Consider the following 17,471-nt stretch of genomic DNA (forward strand, 5'->3'; position numbering starts at 1 on the left):
CTACATCCCCTGCCGCGAAGGAAAGCTCTATCTGGCCAGTATTCTGGACCTGTTCACCAAGCAAATCGTTGGATGGAAATTGAGTGACCGCATGACGACAGACCTCGTGCTGGACGCGCTAAACCAAGCCTATGCAGCCAAAAAGCCCGGGAAGGGGCTCATCCACCACTCCGATCGTGGCTCTCAGTACGCCTCGAAGGACTATCAAGCACAACTGGCGTGCTTCCACATGCAACCCAGCATGAGCCGGAAGGGAAACTGTTACGACAATGCCTGCATCGAAGCGTTCCATAGCATTTTGAAGCGTGAATTTATTTATGCCAGGCCGAAGTTTAAAACCAAGGACGAGGCGCAGCAGAAGCTTTTCCGCTACATTGAGTTCTTCTACAACCGAAAACGATCAAACAGCACGATTGGCTACATGTCCCCGGTGCGTTTTGAGCAGCGCTACTATGACCAGGTCGTGTAACTTAGAGGTGTCCACTTTCTTGACAGAAGAGCAAAAAAGCAACTATTTCCACCCATACTCGCTATATTCGGCCAAATAGCTGCACAGAAGCACTTATTTCTTCCCATTTCTCCCAAAATCGCCTCTTCCCTTGCGAATAAGTGTTTGTATGACTTTATTTTGCGATAGACCCCGAATTTCTTTGGAAATAAGTTTCGCTTTGCACCTATTTGCCTGTCGCCACGTTCGCCAGGTCCTTCAGTTGTTCCTATTCCCCTCGGTTCTCCATCGTTCGCTTGTCCCTTCAGCCGTTCCCCTTCTTCTGGTCGCCATCGTTCGCTTTTCCCTTCAGCCGTTCCCCTTCTTCTGGTCGCCATCGTTCGCTCGATCCTTCAGCCACCCGCCCTCGAAGCCAGGAAAGCGAATGCAAAAGAAAGAATAAGCGAAGCAAACTGGAGCGTCCAAAAAGGTTCGCGGATGAGGTTCGCGGATGAGGCACCGGTAAAAGCCCCTGCGGCCCACGAAATATATAAAAAAAAGCCCGCTGCCGATTGCAAAATATTTTATAGCATTCTATAGTGACCGTGACCGGTCAAAAACTCCGTTTAAGAGGTGTCCATGATGCAAAAAATCGATTGTCCTGCGGCAGAGTGGCAGGCAGCCGAACCCGAAGCCTTGGGAATCCGCTCCGATAAGCTGCGGGAACTGGACTCGGCGGTCCGGTCCGGGTACGGCAACAGCAACAGTATTATTTTGGTCAAAAGCGGCTATGTCATTTTTGAAGAGTACTACAACGGGTTCGTCTCGGACCACGCCTGCCATGTCGCCTCCGTCACAAAAAGCGTGCTGTCCGCTCTCATCGGAATTGCGATAGAAGCCGGATACATCGGGAGTTCCGGGCAGAAGGTGCTGGACTTTTTCCCCGAGTATCCCGCCGAACAGGCCAACCGGCAGCAGAAGGCCGTTACCGTGCGTGATCTCCTTCAAATGAAGGTCCCTTATCCCTTCAAAGACTGGAAGGAGCCGCTGGACAAGCTGTGCATGCAGCCGGATTGGGCTGCGTATACGCTGGACCAAATGGGACATGGCGGCACGCTTGGGACCTTTAAATATTCTTCGGCGGGGGCCCATCTGCTTTCCGCTATTCTCACCCGCAGCACGGGCAGAAGCGCCCGCGATTTCGCCAACGAGTTCCTGTTCGGCCCCGCCGGCATGAGAACCATTCCCGATTACGGGATGGACGCTTTCGGATTCGACGAACTGTTCGGCCCAAAAGTGAAAGGCTGGGTGACGGACCCGAGCGGAATTTCCACGGGAGGCTGGGGGCTGACGCTGACGCCTCGCGACATGACGCGCTTCGGGTTTCTCTATTTGAACCGGGGCCGTTGGAACGGCAAGCCGGTAATCCCGGAAGCCTGGATCGAGGAATCCGTGAAAAGGAGGCCGGAGCGTTACGGGTATTTATGGTGGCTGCGGGAAGAAGACGGCGTTTTTGCTTACCTGGCCATCGGTGACGGCGGGTCCGTCATTTGCTGCATTCCGCAGCATGACCTGGTCGTCGCGATCGCGTCCTCCTTTGTCCCGAATCCCCGCGACCGATGGACGCTGATCCGGGAGCATATACTCCCGGCTTTCAATTAGCTATTGTCGTCGTTCCGCCAGCTATTGTCGTTCCGCCAGCTATTGTCGTTCCGCTAGCTATTGTCATTCGCCAGCTATTGCCGTTCCGTCCGCACCTCCAGCCGCCAACCGTCCAGTTCCAAGAAGCCGAGGCGGCCCTTAAAAAATTCAAAAGAAAAAGCCCCGAACCCTCAAAAAACGAGGATTCGGGGCTTTGCAAGTTCGAAGCTATATGTTCTTTACCTGACCGCTAATAAGACGCGCGGCCAGCCGGCTTTAGCCTTGGCTGCCGATCAAAGCGTAGCGCAGCACAATCAGGACCGCGAGCACCCACATCATCCAGTGGACGCTGTGCTTGGAATCCTTGTCCCGCAGCTTGGCGATGGTCGCCAGGATGACATAGGCCACAATACCGAAAGAAATCCCGTTGGCGATGTTGTAGGTGAAGGGCATGAACGCGACCGTGAAGAAGGCCGGAATCCCGATTACCAGATCGTCGAAGTCGATTTCTTTAACCGCCTGCATCATCAGCACGCCGACAACAATCAGCGCGGCCGCGGTGGCGCTGCCCGGAATCAGGGCGATGAGCGGAGCCAGGAACAGAGCAAGCAGGAAGCAAACGCCCGTCGTGAGCGAGGTCAGGCCGGTGCGGCCGCCTTCGGCAACCCCGGCGGAGCTTTCGACGTAAGCGGTCGTGGTGCTCGTGCCGAGCAGAGCGCCGCCCGTTACGGCAAACGCGTCGACGAGCATCGCTTTGCCGACCCGCTTGCGGCCTTCTTCCTGGTTTTTCATAATGCCGGCGCGGGTTGCCGTGCCGACAAGCGTTCCGAACGTATCAAACAATTCCACGAAGGTAAAGGTGGCGATAATCGCCAGCAGCCCGGCGTCCATCGCGCCTTTCCAGTCGAAATGGGCGAAGTTAAGCTGCGTGAAGTCGGGAATCCATTTGACGTCGCTGCCGGACAGGGAGGAGAAGTTGACTTCCCCCATCAGGGCCGCGATCAGCGTCGTGCCGAGAATGCCGAACAAAATCGCGCCTTTGACGCGCAGTATCATCAAAACCGTGATCAGCAGCAGGCCGATCAGAGCGATTTGCACGCTCGGGTTCTCCAGGCTGCCCATATGAATGACCGATTCATTGGGAGCCAGGTTGTGGAACGTGCCGCCCGGGATTTGGGCGAAGCCTTCCACGCCGATCGTCAGAATGCCGCTGTTTTTCAGCCCGATGATGGTGATGAATAACCCGATGCCGACCGTGATCGCATGCTTCAGTCCGTCCGGAATCGCGACGATCAAAAGCTGCCGGACGTGCGTCACCGTCAAAATGATGAAGATAATACCGGAAATGAAGACGGCCGTCAGCCCGATTTCCGCCGAAATGGCTCCGTTCGAAGACAACACGACGGTGGCAAAGTAAGCGTTCAGCCCCATGCCCGGCGCCAGGGCAACCGGAAAGTTAACGAAAATCCCCATGGCGGCAGTGAAAATACCGGCGGCAAGCGCCGTTGCCAGAAACACGCTGTACCATTCCAGGCCGGCTCCGTTCAAAATCGTCGGGTTGACCGCCAGAATGTAAGCCATGGTCATGAAGGTGGTGATGCCGGCCATGATCTCCGTGCGGACGTTGCTGCCGTTTGCTTTCAGCTTGAAGAAACGATCCATGACGCTGTTTATCCCCCTAATATCAAGTCGCAAAACGCAAAAAACCCGGGTCGCCATTGACCCGAGCTTTCGAAAAAAAGAAAGAACCGGTCAAACCCTCCTCACTCGTGCATGCGAAAGTGAAGAAGAGTCTGTCCGTAGCTTTCCCTTTTCGTAGCCAGATCATTTACGGTGATCTTGTAGAGACTTTCGGGCCGATTCCCGAAATTATACGAAAAAGCGGTGCGTTTCACAGAACATATTGTAGGGGGGAGACGCGAACTTTGTCAACAAAAATTCCGAACGTTAACCATTGTTAACGAATCTGACATTCGGATATTGCCTTTTTAGCTTTTTAAACGCACAGGAATAAATACCTCCATCTGGGCCCAGCCCTGTGCGTCCATAACCGCTTTCGGCGTGATGATATGGCCCATCGAATAACGGCCCGGGTGAAGATCAAGCTCCAAAACAGGAGAATCGTTGATAAAAGCAAGCGCGTCCTTATGCAGCTTGTCGTGCGCCTTGCCGTCACCGTCCCGGTAAGCGAAGGTTACATACAGCCCGCCCTCAAAATCCGCCGTTTCAAAGCCGCCGGTTTCTCTGCTTTCCGTCAATGCCCAGATCCAGACCATGCCCTGCCGTTCCTCATCATAATAAAGAAAATCCCTCGGCATAAAGCTCTCATGCGGCTTGGGCGCAACGCTTGAAAAGAAATGATCGAACGTTCTTAAAATCCCGCCATCCGAAAAATCGCCAACCTTGTCCACGCCGGACGTTACCGCCTGAAAAGGCGGCAAAGAGATGATTCTGAAATTCATAACGGCCTCCTGAATGAAAGTTTTTTTACCTTATGTAAGTGATTTTAATGTTTTGAATGGCTGTTTGTTTCTGCCTTGAACCGCTCAATGCTCGCCGCCGCCTCTTCCATGCGGTCAGCAAATTGCCTCAGCTTGCCGGCTATCTTCTTGCGCTTATTCTTCTCCTGCAAAGCCCCCAGCGTAACGTTAAAACCGCCGCCCAAGGCCTCCAAATCCTCCCCATCGTCATTATTCCAATAACGGCCTGTTTTTGCATAACATTCCAAAACGGTGCTGATAAAAGTCATATCGGGGTTCAACTCAAGCGCCTTTTCCAAAAAGCCCTTGCAGCCCCCGCTGTTTGTGGCAAGACAGCAAACATAAACCGTATGCATCGCCCAGTTGTCAAACTCCTCCGGCTGCACCTGCTCAAAAAAGCCGTTTTCAATGCTGTCCGCCCATCCCCGAAACGCCTTTATTCCGAAGCAATACCGGCTGTTTTCGTAAGCAAGCAGCTCGGGCAGCGATAAAATCCGTTCCCGGTAGATTTCGGCCAAAGCCTTGTTTTCCTGCTTTTCGCCGATAAACAGCCAGCCATAACAATGCTCCTCCAGATCTACATAACCCCTTGGCAGCAAATCCTCCACGGAGATGGAATCCGGCTCTTTTGCGTCCCCGCCCATATAGAGCAAAGTTTTGCCGTAATCGGCATAACCCGCAAGGACACTCCAGCCAAAACGGTTGTGCGGATTGCTGCCGTAATCATTGATCACCACAGGCAAACCCTTGTCAATATAAGCCATCAGCATCTCTACATACGTTTCGCGGTCGGACAGGATTTCCTTCAGCGGGACAAAAGTGCTTGTATAGCCGCACTGCCGAAAGATTTCCTCCAGGTAAGCATGGCCGCCTTTTTCACTTAGCCGGTAATCCACCGCTCCGTTTCCCCGGAAATCTTTTTTTGAATAAATTTGCGCAAAATTCTCTCCCGTCAGACCGGCAAAAAACCAATAGTCAAACTCTGTTTCACCCAGGCATTCCATCAGGTATCCCGCACAGCCGTTGAACCAATAGTTCTCCCCGTATTCGGGATGGACGATTTGCCTTCGATTCGGCAGTATGTTGTTGCTTGGTTTAACCTTGATATTCAATGCTCCCTGGGCGGTAGTTGGTTTCAGCGAGGTTTTTAGCTGGGAAATTTTGATCGAGCGGAACCGCTTTTTCCCTTGTCCGTTTGTTCCGATCACAATGGTCCGCGGTGCCTGCAGATGCAAATCCATCTCCATGTAGGGGAAGTTCACGCCGCAAAAACGGACTTCGCCGTTCAGAATCACCGCAAAATGCTTTTCACCCACAATCCACGTCAGCTTGTTGTATTGATCATGGGGAATGTCCCCGATTTGCGGATAGGAGAATTCATTTCCCAGCACCGGCTGCTGAAAGGAAATCGCATGCTTTTTCAGCGCCTGGTCCGCATAATTTTCGGCGTTCATGGTGTAGGTGCAGCTTCCGTGGGAAAACCATATGCTGCCCTCGGTTGTTCCCCACAGGTACTCTTCGCTTTTTTCTTCCGATAAAAATTCCAGGTCGATCCGAAACGGGAGCTTCACCGCGACATTGGTATCCAGCTTTCTTTCCGAAATCCAAGCGATAAATTCCGCCTCGCCGTTCTCCAAAACCTGAAAATGGGGATAGTAAACCGGCGTTATTTTGTGAAAGTCAACCGGATATTCGCGCAGGACGGGATTTGCTTTTTCGATTTCCTCCAAAGAAACATTCTCGGAAAGTTTAAACTCGGGATAATCCACAAAGTTCGGCTTTCGCTGCCGTACAGGGAGGTAAACATTGACCCTTTCTCGATTGTTGTCCGGAGAAAACACGGTCTCGATCAGCGTTTCATGACGCAGCTTCCCGTTATGTAAAAAATCCGCCTCAAAGCCTGGATTATCGTCAAAGCCCTGCAGCATCCGGTGCTGCAAAGCCCCTAAATCCTCATCCGCATAAGCAGACGAAACCGCAAACAAGCCGCCCTCAAATTCCTTGCACACAAACGGGCATGCCTTCGTTTGCGCATCGAGTCCTTTCCCAAGTTCAAGCGGAGCAGGGAGCTTTTGCATAAAAACAACGTCCCCGCTGCCGCTCTGATACTCAAACAGGGTGCGGCTTCCAGGCTTGCCGAGCGGGATTTGATTCGCGGAAAGCCAATCTCCAAAGCGGTCTATCTCCGACTTTTCGCTGTCTGTTAGCAGAGAGGTCACCACCAGCATCGGCGCCAGCGCCACAATATCCATATCGAGCGGCTTTGCCAGCTTATCCGAGAGCGTGTTCAGCGTTTCCAGGGATAACTCCTGTTTTGGTGCGGACAACAGCTCCGCTTCCACCGTTTCATAAAGCAGGGGCAAAGCCGAGATTTGCGTGATTCCATGGGCGGTCATGGCCGCTAAAAAGTCATTCACATAAGCTTTCAGTTGGGAGAGGGTGCTGATTTCATGGTCAATTTCCTCTATGCGTTTGACAAAGCTTTGCACAAGCGTTCTGATATCCTGGTTTTCATAAATCCGCAAAATATCCTTTATGGAAATTTGCATTTTCCGCAGCACCAAAATCTGCTGCAGCCGTTTGATAGTTTCGCTGTCATAATAACGGTATTTTTCATAGGGCGGACGTTCGCTCCGCAGCAAACCCACCTGCTCGTAATAGCGGAGTGTCCTTGAGGATACGCCAAATTTCTCAGTGGCCTCGGTAATCTTCATTAACTCCATAACAGGCCTCCCTCTTTGTTTCTTCTGTTACGATTATACCGATTGACCTAACGTCAAAGTCCAGCCCTTTGGAGCATATTTCCGATAATTCACGAAATAGGAAGGAAAGCACCTGCCGCATGGGACAGGTGCTTTTTAAAGATTATGACTTCCGCACCGGCCTGATATACTTCCAAACCCGCTCCGGATTAAAGCAAAAGTAAATGATTCTGCCGGGGGAAGGATCTAAGCAATATCCGGTGTCTGTAAAATCAAAAGCTGCCATTGCTTTTTCCACCTTTTCTTCCACACTGCGATTTTCCTGCTCATAATCGAATGGCCCATGTTCAAAAACTATATATTCGGCTTCGGGAACTTCCATCATCAACATTTGTGGCGGTACTTCGCCTTTATAATCAAAAGGAAGACGCACTCCATAGCACTCTATACGGGGAATGCCCCAATCGCAGAGTCTGCCATCCGGGTCAAGTATGTACGCCATAATCTGACCGCCGCCGCTATTCGATTCGCTCCCGCCATCATCATCCAATTTGCCCCTGATACTATCGAGCAAGCCGCAAATGGTTTCGCGGTCCTGTCCCGGAATGAGGCTTTGCTTTTGCCAAAAATCCCAATACCCATTACTCTCAACGTTTCTAATGTGCACAAATTTGTGTGCAGGAATGGTTACGAAATAAATTTTAACATCCTCTGTAGATTTCATCATACCAATCTCCCCAAATCCAAGAAAGTAGCGGTCGAAAGGATTTATTTTTGTACGGAGGGCGACAGGCACAGGCTTTTTTCGGTATGCATTTGGAGTTACACCATAGGTGCCCTTGAAGGCTCTGGTAAAAGCTTCATGTGATGAAAAACCATAATCGAAAGCAATCGCCAACATGCTTTTTTCACTATCCCGAACTTCTTTGAGTGCAAAGGCTAATTTTCTGTGACGCAGATAATCCCTAAATTGCATGCCCGATATTTCCTTGAATTTTCTCGTGGTATGAAATTCAGAATAACCTAACTTGCGGGAAAGGGATCGCAGCGTTATGGCTTCACTGTTGCGATTTTTAATACTCTCGTCAATTTCATCAACAATTACCTGGATTTGCTTGTGCCACTCGTACATTTGTTTCTTCACCTCGCTTCAACCACTCTCTCTTCACTATAAGGGAATGGAAATTGCATGGCTTGATTTTACTTGCGGAAAAGGGCTCAAAACAAAAATTAGCGGTTGAAAAATAAAAAACAGAAAAAAGGCGAGGATAGAAATGGAAAAACATCTCCCAATCCTGTAATGTTGTAAGTCCCACCCAACAACATGAAAAGGATATGACAGATGCCCATCCAGTATATCAACACGAACTGCTCGGATTACCAGAACTACACGTAGCCCGTATTCGCTCAACCAACGAAACCGAGGTGCATGTGGAAGCCTCGCCTGTGGCAACCAGACACCCCTGTCCGCTATGCGGCTCCACTCAAGCCGTGAAGCGGGACGGTCGCAATAAGCCCCGCAAGATTCGCCATCTCAGCGTGTTTGGCAAAAAGTGCTTCGTCCACATTCCTGCACTCCGCTTGGTCTGCTCCCGTTGCCATATTGGTTTTGTATGGTCGTATACGTTTGTTGGACCGAAGGAACAATACAGTCGGCTTTTCCGCGAGCAGACGGTTAATCACGCCCTGGGCTCCAAGGCAGCTCATAGCGCGAGAATGCAAGTAGTACCGGTCAGTACGGTTTTGCACATGCATCAAAAGGCTCTGCCCACCCTCAACGAACGTCTGCTGGACAAGGCTTGGTATCAAGCGAAGGCGAACGAGGGCCTGGTGCTGGGGGTCGATGATTTTGCGATCAAAAAGGGAAATACCTACAATACCGGCATTCACGATCTTCGAGGGGAAACCATGCTGGACCTGGTTGAGGGGCGAATGCTGGATGCGTTACGTGCGTATGCGAAGCAGTATCCGGCGTTTTTGCTTTTGAACCCGAAGGCGTCGTTATGGACTTGGCTCAACCGTATCACACATGGATTATCGAATGTTTCCCCCGGGCGATTCGAATTTCCGATCGCTTCCATGGCTACGTCATCGAGAGTGTCCAGGCTGTGCGAAAGTCCGTACAGGCCACCCTCTCACCACGGGCCAAAGCGATCTTGAAAAGCCATCACCACCTGCTTAATCCGCCTGCCGTTCTTTATCGGACAAGAGCCGATTTCAGATCGATCAATTGCTCGCGTTCTCCCCGCTGCTGCGAGAAATATGGGGATGGAAAGAAGCCTTCACTCACTGGTATGATTACTCGCCGAATTTCCAGGTGGCTCAACTTGGGTTTACTCGCTGGTGTCAGCAGGGGGAGGCGCTCCAGCACGAAGCGGTGAAAAGCGCCTGGAAAACGATGCGAAACTGGGAAGCGGAAATCGTCAATTATCATCGCTGCCGCTGGACGAATGCCACGGTTGAAGGACGCCACAACCGCATTAAAGCCTATCAACGACGACACTACTTCACCCTCAATCGCCGCTGTTATACAGCCGGTATTTTGATCGAATGTAACCGCCATCGCTTAGCCGACTAAAGTTTCAGCCGCTAATTTTGGCGTTGAGCCTGAATTTCTCTTCTATAATTGCGGAAAACAAATTCATAGCTTGTTTGTAGATTTCATAATGCAAGAAGGGGATTCTTTGAAGAAACTAGATAAGAAATTAGATTATATTGTCTCACGTTTAACTAGGTTTCTTCTGAATATATTCCGAACGAAGATTCTTTGGGATTAAGGGCTGGCAATATAATTATTTCTGATTATAAGAAATTCGGGACTTTGATAGATAAAAGAAATGAAAGGTGAACCATGGACATTAGATGAACACACGCTAAAGTTGTTGGTAGAATCTTCCCTTGCGTACACTACAGAATTAAGAAGAGTGCAAACGATAGAGCTTGAGGTGATTAACAAATACAATTTTAGCGGAAAACAAAAAGGTGATGATGTAGACAGAAATAATTCTACACCACCACCAATGTGATTTTGTTCCTATAGAATAAGACTCAAATATTCTGGTGTTTAACCGCTACTTTAGTTTTATTAGATCTTCTTAAACTTATCTACAAAGGCAGAGATCTTCTGAAAAACACTCTGCTGATAATAAACCTCCCTACCGTGTAGCGGTTAATTAGTTATTACAATCACTAACTCAGAATCGCGTCCAAGCTGGCCGCTCTTGCCTTCATAGCATGTTGTTCATCCTTTAAAGCGGTACTGCTCATCTAAAACGTATCATCATCGATCAGCTTATGAGTCATAGCGCAAACCAATTTCTAACTACTCTTATTGAAGCTGCTGTGTTTTCCTTCAGGAAGTATATTTGCACAACATTCGAGAGTTAGAGAATCAAGATAACGATAAAATCGTACGGCATTTATCAGCGCTCATATAAACATCCTTTGTAAATACGCCGCCTTTAGCTGTCGTAGCTGCTCAAGTTTAGCAGTTTGGGCGGCGATTTGCTCGTCGAAATTCTTGAAAAAGTCAATGATTCTGTTTTGTTCAGAAATTGTGGGTGCTAAAACGATTATCTTTAAAAAATCCCTTTCGTGTATGCGCCACTGTCCGTACATTACACCTTGTCGATAATGAATCATTTTATTAATGAAGTCTTTCCGTTTGGATAGTAATCCAACAAATAGACTCTCTGAATCGTTGCTTGAATAAAAAATGCTATATACGGGCGATATTACTGCCTTGCCTGTTCTATTAAGACCAATAGACCCAGTTTCTAAGTTGTTTGAACTGTATATAAAGTCATTCAGTTCGGTTTTTTTATATTTTTTTCCATCGCCTTTTACCAAAAAACTTCTGTCATACTGTTCCCCCTTGGGTACAACACCAACATTCCCAACGAACGACATCAATGGGTAATCTTCCGATTCCTCAAATTGCTCATTCCTTTCAGTAAGCATTTCCTCCAGTCGCCGCTCTTCCCAATTACCTGTAAATCCTGCGAATCTTACTCTTGGCATGACTTCATTGGCTGCCGGGAACATTTGCTGTAGAAAGCCGTCCTTCAGCGTTACGAGCCCATCCAGCTTACGCTGATGAAGGGTGATGAGATTGTCGAGGTTGCTGAATAACTCGCCAATTTTGGCTTGTTCAGTAAAATTTCTAGGGATATTAAAGACCGTCTTAGAAACAACATTCCAATCTGAACGGGGCATTTTTGTTCCCGTGGATTGATTTGCGACTGTTTGATAAGCTGATGTTTGTATCAAGTAATATACAAATTTATTTTCAGTTTCGTTTGTTCTAATAACCCAAAAGTCCCCAACGGCAATGCCGTTAAAGTCCGCCAATAGCCAATTATTTAGATATGGACGCAATTTCCCAAAAAGGATATCACCATCTTCAAATTCAATTCCTGCCTTTGTGCTTTCCTTCTGATAGATATCTTTATTCAATTCACCTCGACCAGAAATAATATCTTCATATTCAACCCGAGGTAATCCGCGTCTCGTGCTCACAGATGATATTCTCGTGACAGTTGATGAGAACTCACGCTGTTCCCAAGTGTCAGTGAAGCCAGTAAATCGAATTGCGGGTACTAACTTCTGTTTGTTTTCTGTCATCATAACCACCACCTCACATAAACATCCGCCTTGTAGCTTCGATTAGCTCTTTCGTTTCGTCAGTCACTTCAAGCTCATCAAGCAAGGCTAAGAAATCCGTTTCTTTTTGTTTTATTTGCAAATTTAAGTCCGACATTTCACGCCCAAGCGCTACAATGTCGATTTGTTCTTCTTCCTCGGAGGTATCTACATAGCGAGGAATGTTGAGATTGTAATCATTCGCCACTATTTCATCAAAATTTGCTAAATGGGCGTATTTCACAATATTCTCACGCCTTTTATAGGCATCCACAATTTTCAGAATATCTTGCTGGCGTAAGGTGTTTTGGTTCTTCTGCTTTTCATAATCATTAGAAGCATCAATGAAAAGCACATCACGACTTGCACGGTTTTTCTTCAAGATAAGAACAACCGTGGGTATTCCTGTTCCATAGAAAACGTTAGCGGGTAAACCAATTACAGCTTCGATTGCGCCCATTTCAAGAAGTACCTTGCGAATGATACCCTCGGCAGCACCACGGAACAGAACACCATGCGGCAGTACAATTCCCATCGTACCACTGTCTTTTAGGTGGTAATAGCCATGGAGCAAAAACGCAAAGTCGGCTTTAGATTTTGGTGCAAGCTTTCCAAAGCGTTCAAAACGTGGGTCACTTAAAAACTTATCGGAAGCACTCCAATTCGCAGAGTACGGAGGATTCATAACAACAGCGTTAAAAAGGAAAGGCTCGTCTGTCGGCCAGTCTGAATCTAAAGTATCGCCATTATTAAGCCGCATTTGCTCACGGTCAACGTTGTGTAGAATCAGGTTCATTCGAGCAAGGTTGTAAGTGGTGGTGTTTAGCTCCTGTCCGTGAAAATATACCTTTTCGGGATTGCTTAGAAACTGACGGATATTCAACATCAGCGAACCCGAACCCATAGCGGGGTCGTAAATATGGAATGGTGCTAGTTCCTCTTGCCCGATACTAACAATCTCTGAAATGATTTTTGAAACAGCTTGCGGGGTATAGAACTCTCCGGCTTTTTTGCCTGCGCCTGCGGCAAATTGGGCGATAAGGTATTCATAAGCATCGCCAATAACGTCACCTTCATGCCCAAACAAATCTATCTCATCTAAAGTTTTTATAACTTCCATAATGGTTGTGCTTTTTTGCTGTGCGTGTGATCCGAGCTTCGTAGAGTTTAAGTCAACATCATCGAACAAGCTGATAAAACTTTCGCCTTGACGAGAGAGCTCGATAAAGGCAGTCTGCAAGTCATCAATTTGAAATTCATATTTTGATGCTTTATTGCGAAGCATGTAAAACAGATATTGCGGCTCTATAAAATATCCGAGTTTGCGGCGCATGGTGTTCTTTAGCTCTTCGGCATCATCATTATACCAATCCGTAAGCTCGGCAAATTGGATATCACGAGATGGGTATTCATCGGGCTTTCCGTTTGCTTCTTCGTACACAGCGCGCAACTCTAAATCGGAAAGATACTTATAGAAAACAAGACCGAGCAAATAGTTCTTGTATTCGCTCGCATCCATTTTCCCTCTAAGAATATCCGCGCTTGCCCATAATTGTTGATCTAAACGGCTCATATATTTACTTCCTTCCTGTAGACACGATTATTTATGAGTTGATTACTGGCACAAGCACTAATCTGTACTTGGATTATTCGTTGACCAGTTAAATTTCTGTACCGCGATTTTTAACTCTTCTTTCTTGTTTACATTATCTAATATGCTGGTGACTAATGTATACAATGCTCCAAAGTATTCAAGCGCATCTTCCTCGCTTCCATCACCATGTATTATTTCACTGAGTTGGCTGAAGAGCTCGTATCTATTTGCCGAGAAAGACACTGGGATAATTGAGTGCTGTTCATCCACCTCTTTCAGTATGTCAGAAAAAAAGCGTCTTTTTCCTTTCCTACTATAAAGAGGAATGTTATTGGCATTTGCAATGCTGTAGGTTATAGATTCATATACCTTTCTTAGATAAATAATTGCACCTGAACCAAGTCCATCTCTGTGTGCTCGGTTTGCTTTTTCGAGCCATTCGCTAAACCCACCGTATTTCTCAGATTGTAATTTCACACGTTCGGTTAATTTTTCTCTAAAATGCAATATGCGTACTCTAGGTGACTGATATCGAATATCTTCTTCGGCTTCGACTAAATACCAAGTATGGACAACTGAACCACAATTGCATTGCAAAATGCAATCAATGCTAATTACTTGTTTATTTACAACAATTCCTCGAAGCCCTTGCTGTTTATCAGAATTAAAAGTGCGTAAGTCTTCACATTCTGTGCAGTAATAATTCAAAGATACTTGCCCAGTTTCTAATTTGATATGTTGCCCAATTAGCAGGGAGGAATCATCCTCATTTTCATCGCCATATTCATAGTCTTCCCTTTCTTCTGGAAACCAGAACGTGTCAACTTGTTGGTAATCCTCCGCTGGCGGTTTTCTCAATAATTTACTCAAATCCATATCATCGCCATCCTAACACTCATCTTTTAGCGGTAGTAATTTTTCATCTAAAACAGTTTTCCAATACTGTTCTATAACGAGAAGACGCTTTCGGTATTTTTCGTTAAACATAGCTTCAAAATCTTCTTTGCTTAACCCTGATGCTTCGCTTATTACATTGATGAAAGGCACAACCCCGCTATTCGGGCGATATTCGTTAAAGCTGGTTTGCAGGTTAGCGACAGGCACTTTCAATATTTCAGCAGTATTTTGTAGTATATAATCAATCTCATCAGCGAAATAAGCCGTCCAATCCTTTGTCGGTCGATTGTTGTCAATGACGTCTAAGATGGCATTATATATTGCCTGAACGGAAGCGGGCTTTGTATTAATCTCTTTCATAATTTTTTCACGCAAATCATCTTTATCTGTTTTGTCCGAAGACTTCTGATATCTGTTCAGAAGCTGATTTATGTAGAAGCTATCAATGCGTTCCTCATGCACAGCCCTTTGTTCGCTCGTAAATTCGATGTCTTTGAGCAAGTTTTCCATCTCATCCCCAGTTTGATCCTCTAACTCGGCTCGAATTTCAGCTTTCAGATTTTCACAATGTCCCTTTTCTTCGGGAAGAACCTTCACAATATGTTCAAATTCCTCAAAATCTTCTTGATAATTCTCATAGCTTTTCATGGCTCTTTGGATTTTTTCCAGTTTTTGATAGGCCCTTACTTGTGCAATCTTGTTTTTTATATTATTTGGGTCGTCTTCCAGATCGTCTTTTGCTTGTTGAAGTTCCTCATGTGCCGTTAAAAATGCGGCTTTCACCTCAGCATATTCTTGTGGCACTAAGGCTTCCCAATTTTGCTGTTGGTTCGTAAAAAGTCGAATGGCATCCTCTACATTTTTTCGCATAGTAGCAGGTTTTCGGAACGATACCACGATGCCATGCTCTTTGCCAGGTGCAATACGATTTGTGCGTGAAAATGCCTGTAGCAGCTTTTGATATTTCAGTTCTCGGTCAACATACAAAGTCTGTATCGTAGGCGCGTCAAATCCTGTCAGCAGACGGTCAACTACAATAACCATATCAAGCCATTTTCCGTCCTTTTGATATTGAACGTCCTTTCGTGCTAAACGGCTATTAATATTTCTGTTAAACTGATCGGTATCTGTGTAATTCGTCCCAAAAACAGTGTTGTATTCCTGCATAATGGCATTGACTTCTGCTTGCGCTTCGTTCATCTCACCTTGAGTTTCGCTAGTGGAATAAGTGATTGTTACTCTCGGAAAATCAGGGTCACGAAGCGTGTGGCGTTCATCTATCTCTCGTCCATTTAACAAAATCCCCCTACTTCTCATTTCTTGTAGCTTGCGATAAATACGCTTAGCCTGAGCGATAGAGTGTGTTGTTAAAACAGCACTCATAGTCGGGTATCCGTTTATCACCTTGAAACGCTCTATCACGGATTGGCGCTTGAATATTTTTTTAAGCATCGCTTCAATATATTCATCACGCTCAAATAACTCTCTGTCTTGCAGTTCCTCTTTTTCAATTTCAGTCATGTCGGCAAGTTTTTTGATAGGATCAAGCTTCGGGTATTTTTCTTTTACCGTTCTATACAAAAATTCTGCTTTGCTATCCTCATCTAATAGGCAATGGTACTCCACTTGGAAGTTTAAAACGGAGTTATCGTCCATAGCATTTTTCGTTGTGTAGGCATGGAGTAATTTTCCATACTGTTGTTGTGTTGTTCTCGCGAATGTTCCGTTTTCTTGTTTTTGGTTTTCCTCAAAAATTGGCGTGCCAGTTAAGCCGAACCATGTTGAGTTAGGCAGGAGCTTTTTAATTTCTTTCATCTGCTCATCGCTGACTGCACGATGGCACTCATCCACCACAAAAACAATATGTTCGCTTTTCAGCTTCTCGAATTTGTTGTTTTCCGTTTCTTTAGCACCTCTGACAGCCGCACTCAATTTTTGAATGGTTGTGACGATAATGGTGTTGTTATTTTTATTGCTTAATAGGCTATTGGTAAGTTGACGTTGATTATCAACGCCGACAATAAGCGCATTATCTTTAACATTTCCCGATGCCAACCCTGTGTGGAACTCAGATGCAAATTTACTAAACTCATCTTTGGTTTGGCTGTCTAAATCTGTTCGATCAACAACCATAACGGTGCGGTCTACGCCAATGGATATCTGTGCTAAAAGTTTGGTTGCCACAAAACTTGTTATTGTTTTCCCTGAGCCGGTGGCGTGCCAAACAAAACCTCCCTCATGCTTCGCCGCTTGACCGATAATCTTTTGAATAGCGTGGACTTGGTACGGTCTTAGAACCATTAAAAACTTTTGGCTTTTCTGATCGTCCACCAAAATAGTGAATTTGCTAATCAATTCGTGGGCAGAAGGGATACTCAAAACCTGCCTTGTGAAATCGTAAAGATTTTCGACAGGCTCATTATCCGACGTTCTCCAGTTGAACAGGAATTTCTTTGCCGCTTCAAAGGCTTTAGAAGTGTTGGCTCCAGGACGTGCAAAGTATTTTGTAGATACTTTGTTACTAACTACGAAAATTTGGGTGGTCGCAAAAATGCCATCAAAAAATCCAGCTTCTGCATACCGTTGTATCTGCTCGAACGCTTGCATATAGCCATCTTTGGCAGATTCAGCTTTTAATTCAACATGAATAATCGGCAAGCCATTTATCAATAGGGTTACATCGCCACGCATATCAGTATTTGTATCTGGCTTAATTTGGTTTACAACTTCATAGCTTGAAATGCCGCCAGCAATATCCTTATTACTGAATAGAACAACCGACACCCTGCCACGTTTCACATCTTCTCGCTCAACATGAATGGCAGCAACACCATTTTCGCCTCGTAGCCATTGAGAAGCATTAAAAGGAGTAGCTGTCAGTCTCATAAATTCAACTTTTAACTGTTCGAACTCTTTGTCTGTAAGCGGCACACCGTCCAGTCGCGCCAAGTTAATACGATTGATATGTCTGCGCAAATTATCCCACAGAGCAGCTTCGGTCTTTATATCATCACGATATGTCCATTGGTTTTCCCGTTGAGTTAAAATTTCAATGAAACTCTTTTCTGTTTGGGCTTCGTGGTTCATCT

Annotated in this window: 11 protein-coding genes, 2 pseudogenes and 1 riboswitch; of the genes and pseudogenes, 5 read left to right on the forward strand and 8 right to left on the reverse strand. The window is 46.4% G+C overall.

Annotated features, from left to right (window positions below; all coding sequences use genetic code 11):
- A partial coding sequence (locus tag AC6I6H_RS01665) for an IS3 family transposase (RefSeq protein WP_497950245.1) occupies window positions 1-469 on the forward strand: 469 nt, incomplete at its 5' end.
- A 600-nt stretch (window positions 470-1,069) separates the two neighbouring features.
- Window positions 1,070-2,089 carry a serine hydrolase domain-containing protein gene (locus AC6I6H_RS01670; RefSeq protein WP_497950794.1) on the forward strand — a complete coding sequence of 340 codons (1,020 nt, stop codon included), beginning with the start codon at window positions 1,070-1,072 and terminating at the stop codon, window positions 2,087-2,089.
- A 255-nt stretch (window positions 2,090-2,344) separates the two neighbouring features.
- Here AC6I6H_RS01670 and AC6I6H_RS01675 read toward each other — a convergent pair whose 3' ends face one another.
- The 4 genes from AC6I6H_RS01675 to AC6I6H_RS01690 form a co-directional block, all read right to left on the reverse strand.
- On the reverse strand, window positions 2,345-3,730 hold the full coding sequence (locus AC6I6H_RS01675) for an NCS2 family permease (RefSeq protein WP_497950247.1): 1,386 nt from the start codon (window positions 3,728-3,730) through the stop codon (window positions 2,345-2,347).
- A gap of 134 nt (window positions 3,731-3,864) precedes the next feature.
- Window positions 3,865-3,965: riboswitch (purine riboswitch) on the reverse strand.
- 91 nt (window positions 3,966-4,056) lie between these two features.
- A complete protein-coding gene (locus tag AC6I6H_RS01680; protein WP_497950250.1) occupies window positions 4,057-4,530 on the reverse strand; it encodes a hypothetical protein in 474 nt (157 codons plus the stop codon).
- Between the two features lie 44 nt (window positions 4,531-4,574).
- Complete coding sequence (locus tag AC6I6H_RS01685; RefSeq protein WP_497950255.1) at window positions 4,575-7,271, reverse strand: MerR family transcriptional regulator; 2,697 nt, start codon at window positions 7,269-7,271, stop codon at window positions 4,575-4,577.
- A gap of 142 nt (window positions 7,272-7,413) precedes the next feature.
- Window positions 7,414-8,382 (reverse strand): helix-turn-helix transcriptional regulator, encoded by a 969-nt coding sequence (locus AC6I6H_RS01690; protein WP_497950259.1) that lies wholly within the window; start codon window positions 8,380-8,382, stop codon window positions 7,414-7,416.
- Window positions 8,383-8,585: 203 nt separating this feature from the next.
- Between AC6I6H_RS01690 and AC6I6H_RS01695 the strand changes: the two are divergent.
- The 3 genes and pseudogenes from AC6I6H_RS01695 to AC6I6H_RS01705 form a co-directional block, all read left to right on the forward strand.
- Window positions 8,586-8,789: pseudogene (locus tag AC6I6H_RS01695) on the forward strand (ISL3 family transposase); the annotation flags it as partial.
- 464 nt (window positions 8,790-9,253) lie between these two features.
- Window positions 9,254-9,370: pseudogene (locus tag AC6I6H_RS01700) on the forward strand (transposase); the annotation flags it as partial.
- Between the two features lie 110 nt (window positions 9,371-9,480).
- On the forward strand, window positions 9,481-9,828 hold the full coding sequence (locus tag AC6I6H_RS01705) for a transposase (protein WP_497950264.1): 348 nt from the start codon (window positions 9,481-9,483) through the stop codon (window positions 9,826-9,828).
- 851 nt (window positions 9,829-10,679) lie between these two features.
- Here AC6I6H_RS01705 and AC6I6H_RS01710 read toward each other — a convergent pair.
- The 4 genes from AC6I6H_RS01710 to AC6I6H_RS01725 are packed head-to-tail and all read right to left on the reverse strand — an operon-like array spanning window position 10,680 to window position 17,469.
- A complete protein-coding gene (locus AC6I6H_RS01710; RefSeq protein ID WP_497950267.1) occupies window positions 10,680-11,873 on the reverse strand; it encodes a restriction endonuclease subunit S in 1,194 nt (397 codons plus the stop codon).
- Between the two features lie 13 nt (window positions 11,874-11,886).
- Window positions 11,887-13,464, reverse strand: coding sequence for a type I restriction-modification system subunit M (locus AC6I6H_RS01715; protein WP_497950271.1), 1,578 nt, complete (start codon window positions 13,462-13,464; stop codon window positions 11,887-11,889).
- Between the two features lie 57 nt (window positions 13,465-13,521).
- Window positions 13,522-14,361 (reverse strand): hypothetical protein, encoded by an 840-nt coding sequence (locus AC6I6H_RS01720; protein ID WP_497950273.1) that lies wholly within the window; start codon window positions 14,359-14,361, stop codon window positions 13,522-13,524.
- A 12-nt stretch (window positions 14,362-14,373) separates the two neighbouring features.
- Window positions 14,374-17,469, reverse strand: a complete 3,096-nt coding sequence (locus AC6I6H_RS01725) for a type I restriction endonuclease subunit R (protein ID WP_497950277.1) — start codon at window positions 17,467-17,469, stop codon at window positions 14,374-14,376.
- Window positions 17,470-17,471 lie beyond the last annotated feature (2 nt).

It is taken from the genome of Gorillibacterium sp. sgz306347 (genome assembly GCF_059735245.1).

What these genes read in the sequence shown, in the direction of transcription:
- AC6I6H_RS01670 (WP_497950794.1), top strand. Translation starts at nt 1,070, where the DNA reads ATGCAAAAAATCGATTGTCCTGCGGCAGAGTGGCAGGCAGCCGAACCC.
- AC6I6H_RS01675 (WP_497950247.1), bottom strand. Translation starts at nt 3,730, where the DNA reads ATGGATCGTTTCTTCAAGCTGAAAGCAAACGGCAGCAACGTCCGCACG.
- AC6I6H_RS01680 (WP_497950250.1), bottom strand. Translation starts at nt 4,530, where the DNA reads ATGAATTTCAGAATCATCTCTTTGCCGCCTTTTCAGGCGGTAACGTCC.
- AC6I6H_RS01685 (WP_497950255.1), bottom strand. Translation starts at nt 7,271, where the DNA reads ATGGAGTTAATGAAGATTACCGAGGCCACTGAGAAATTTGGCGTATCC.
- AC6I6H_RS01690 (WP_497950259.1), bottom strand. Translation starts at nt 8,382, where the DNA reads ATGTACGAGTGGCACAAGCAAATCCAGGTAATTGTTGATGAAATTGAC.
- AC6I6H_RS01710 (WP_497950267.1), bottom strand. Translation starts at nt 11,873, where the DNA reads ATGACAGAAAACAAACAGAAGTTAGTACCCGCAATTCGATTTACTGGC.
- AC6I6H_RS01715 (WP_497950271.1), bottom strand. Translation starts at nt 13,464, where the DNA reads ATGAGCCGTTTAGATCAACAATTATGGGCAAGCGCGGATATTCTTAGA.
- AC6I6H_RS01720 (WP_497950273.1), bottom strand. Translation starts at nt 14,361, where the DNA reads ATGGATTTGAGTAAATTATTGAGAAAACCGCCAGCGGAGGATTACCAA.
- AC6I6H_RS01725 (WP_497950277.1), bottom strand. Translation starts at nt 17,469, where the DNA reads ATGAACCACGAAGCCCAAACAGAAAAGAGTTTCATTGAAATTTTAACT.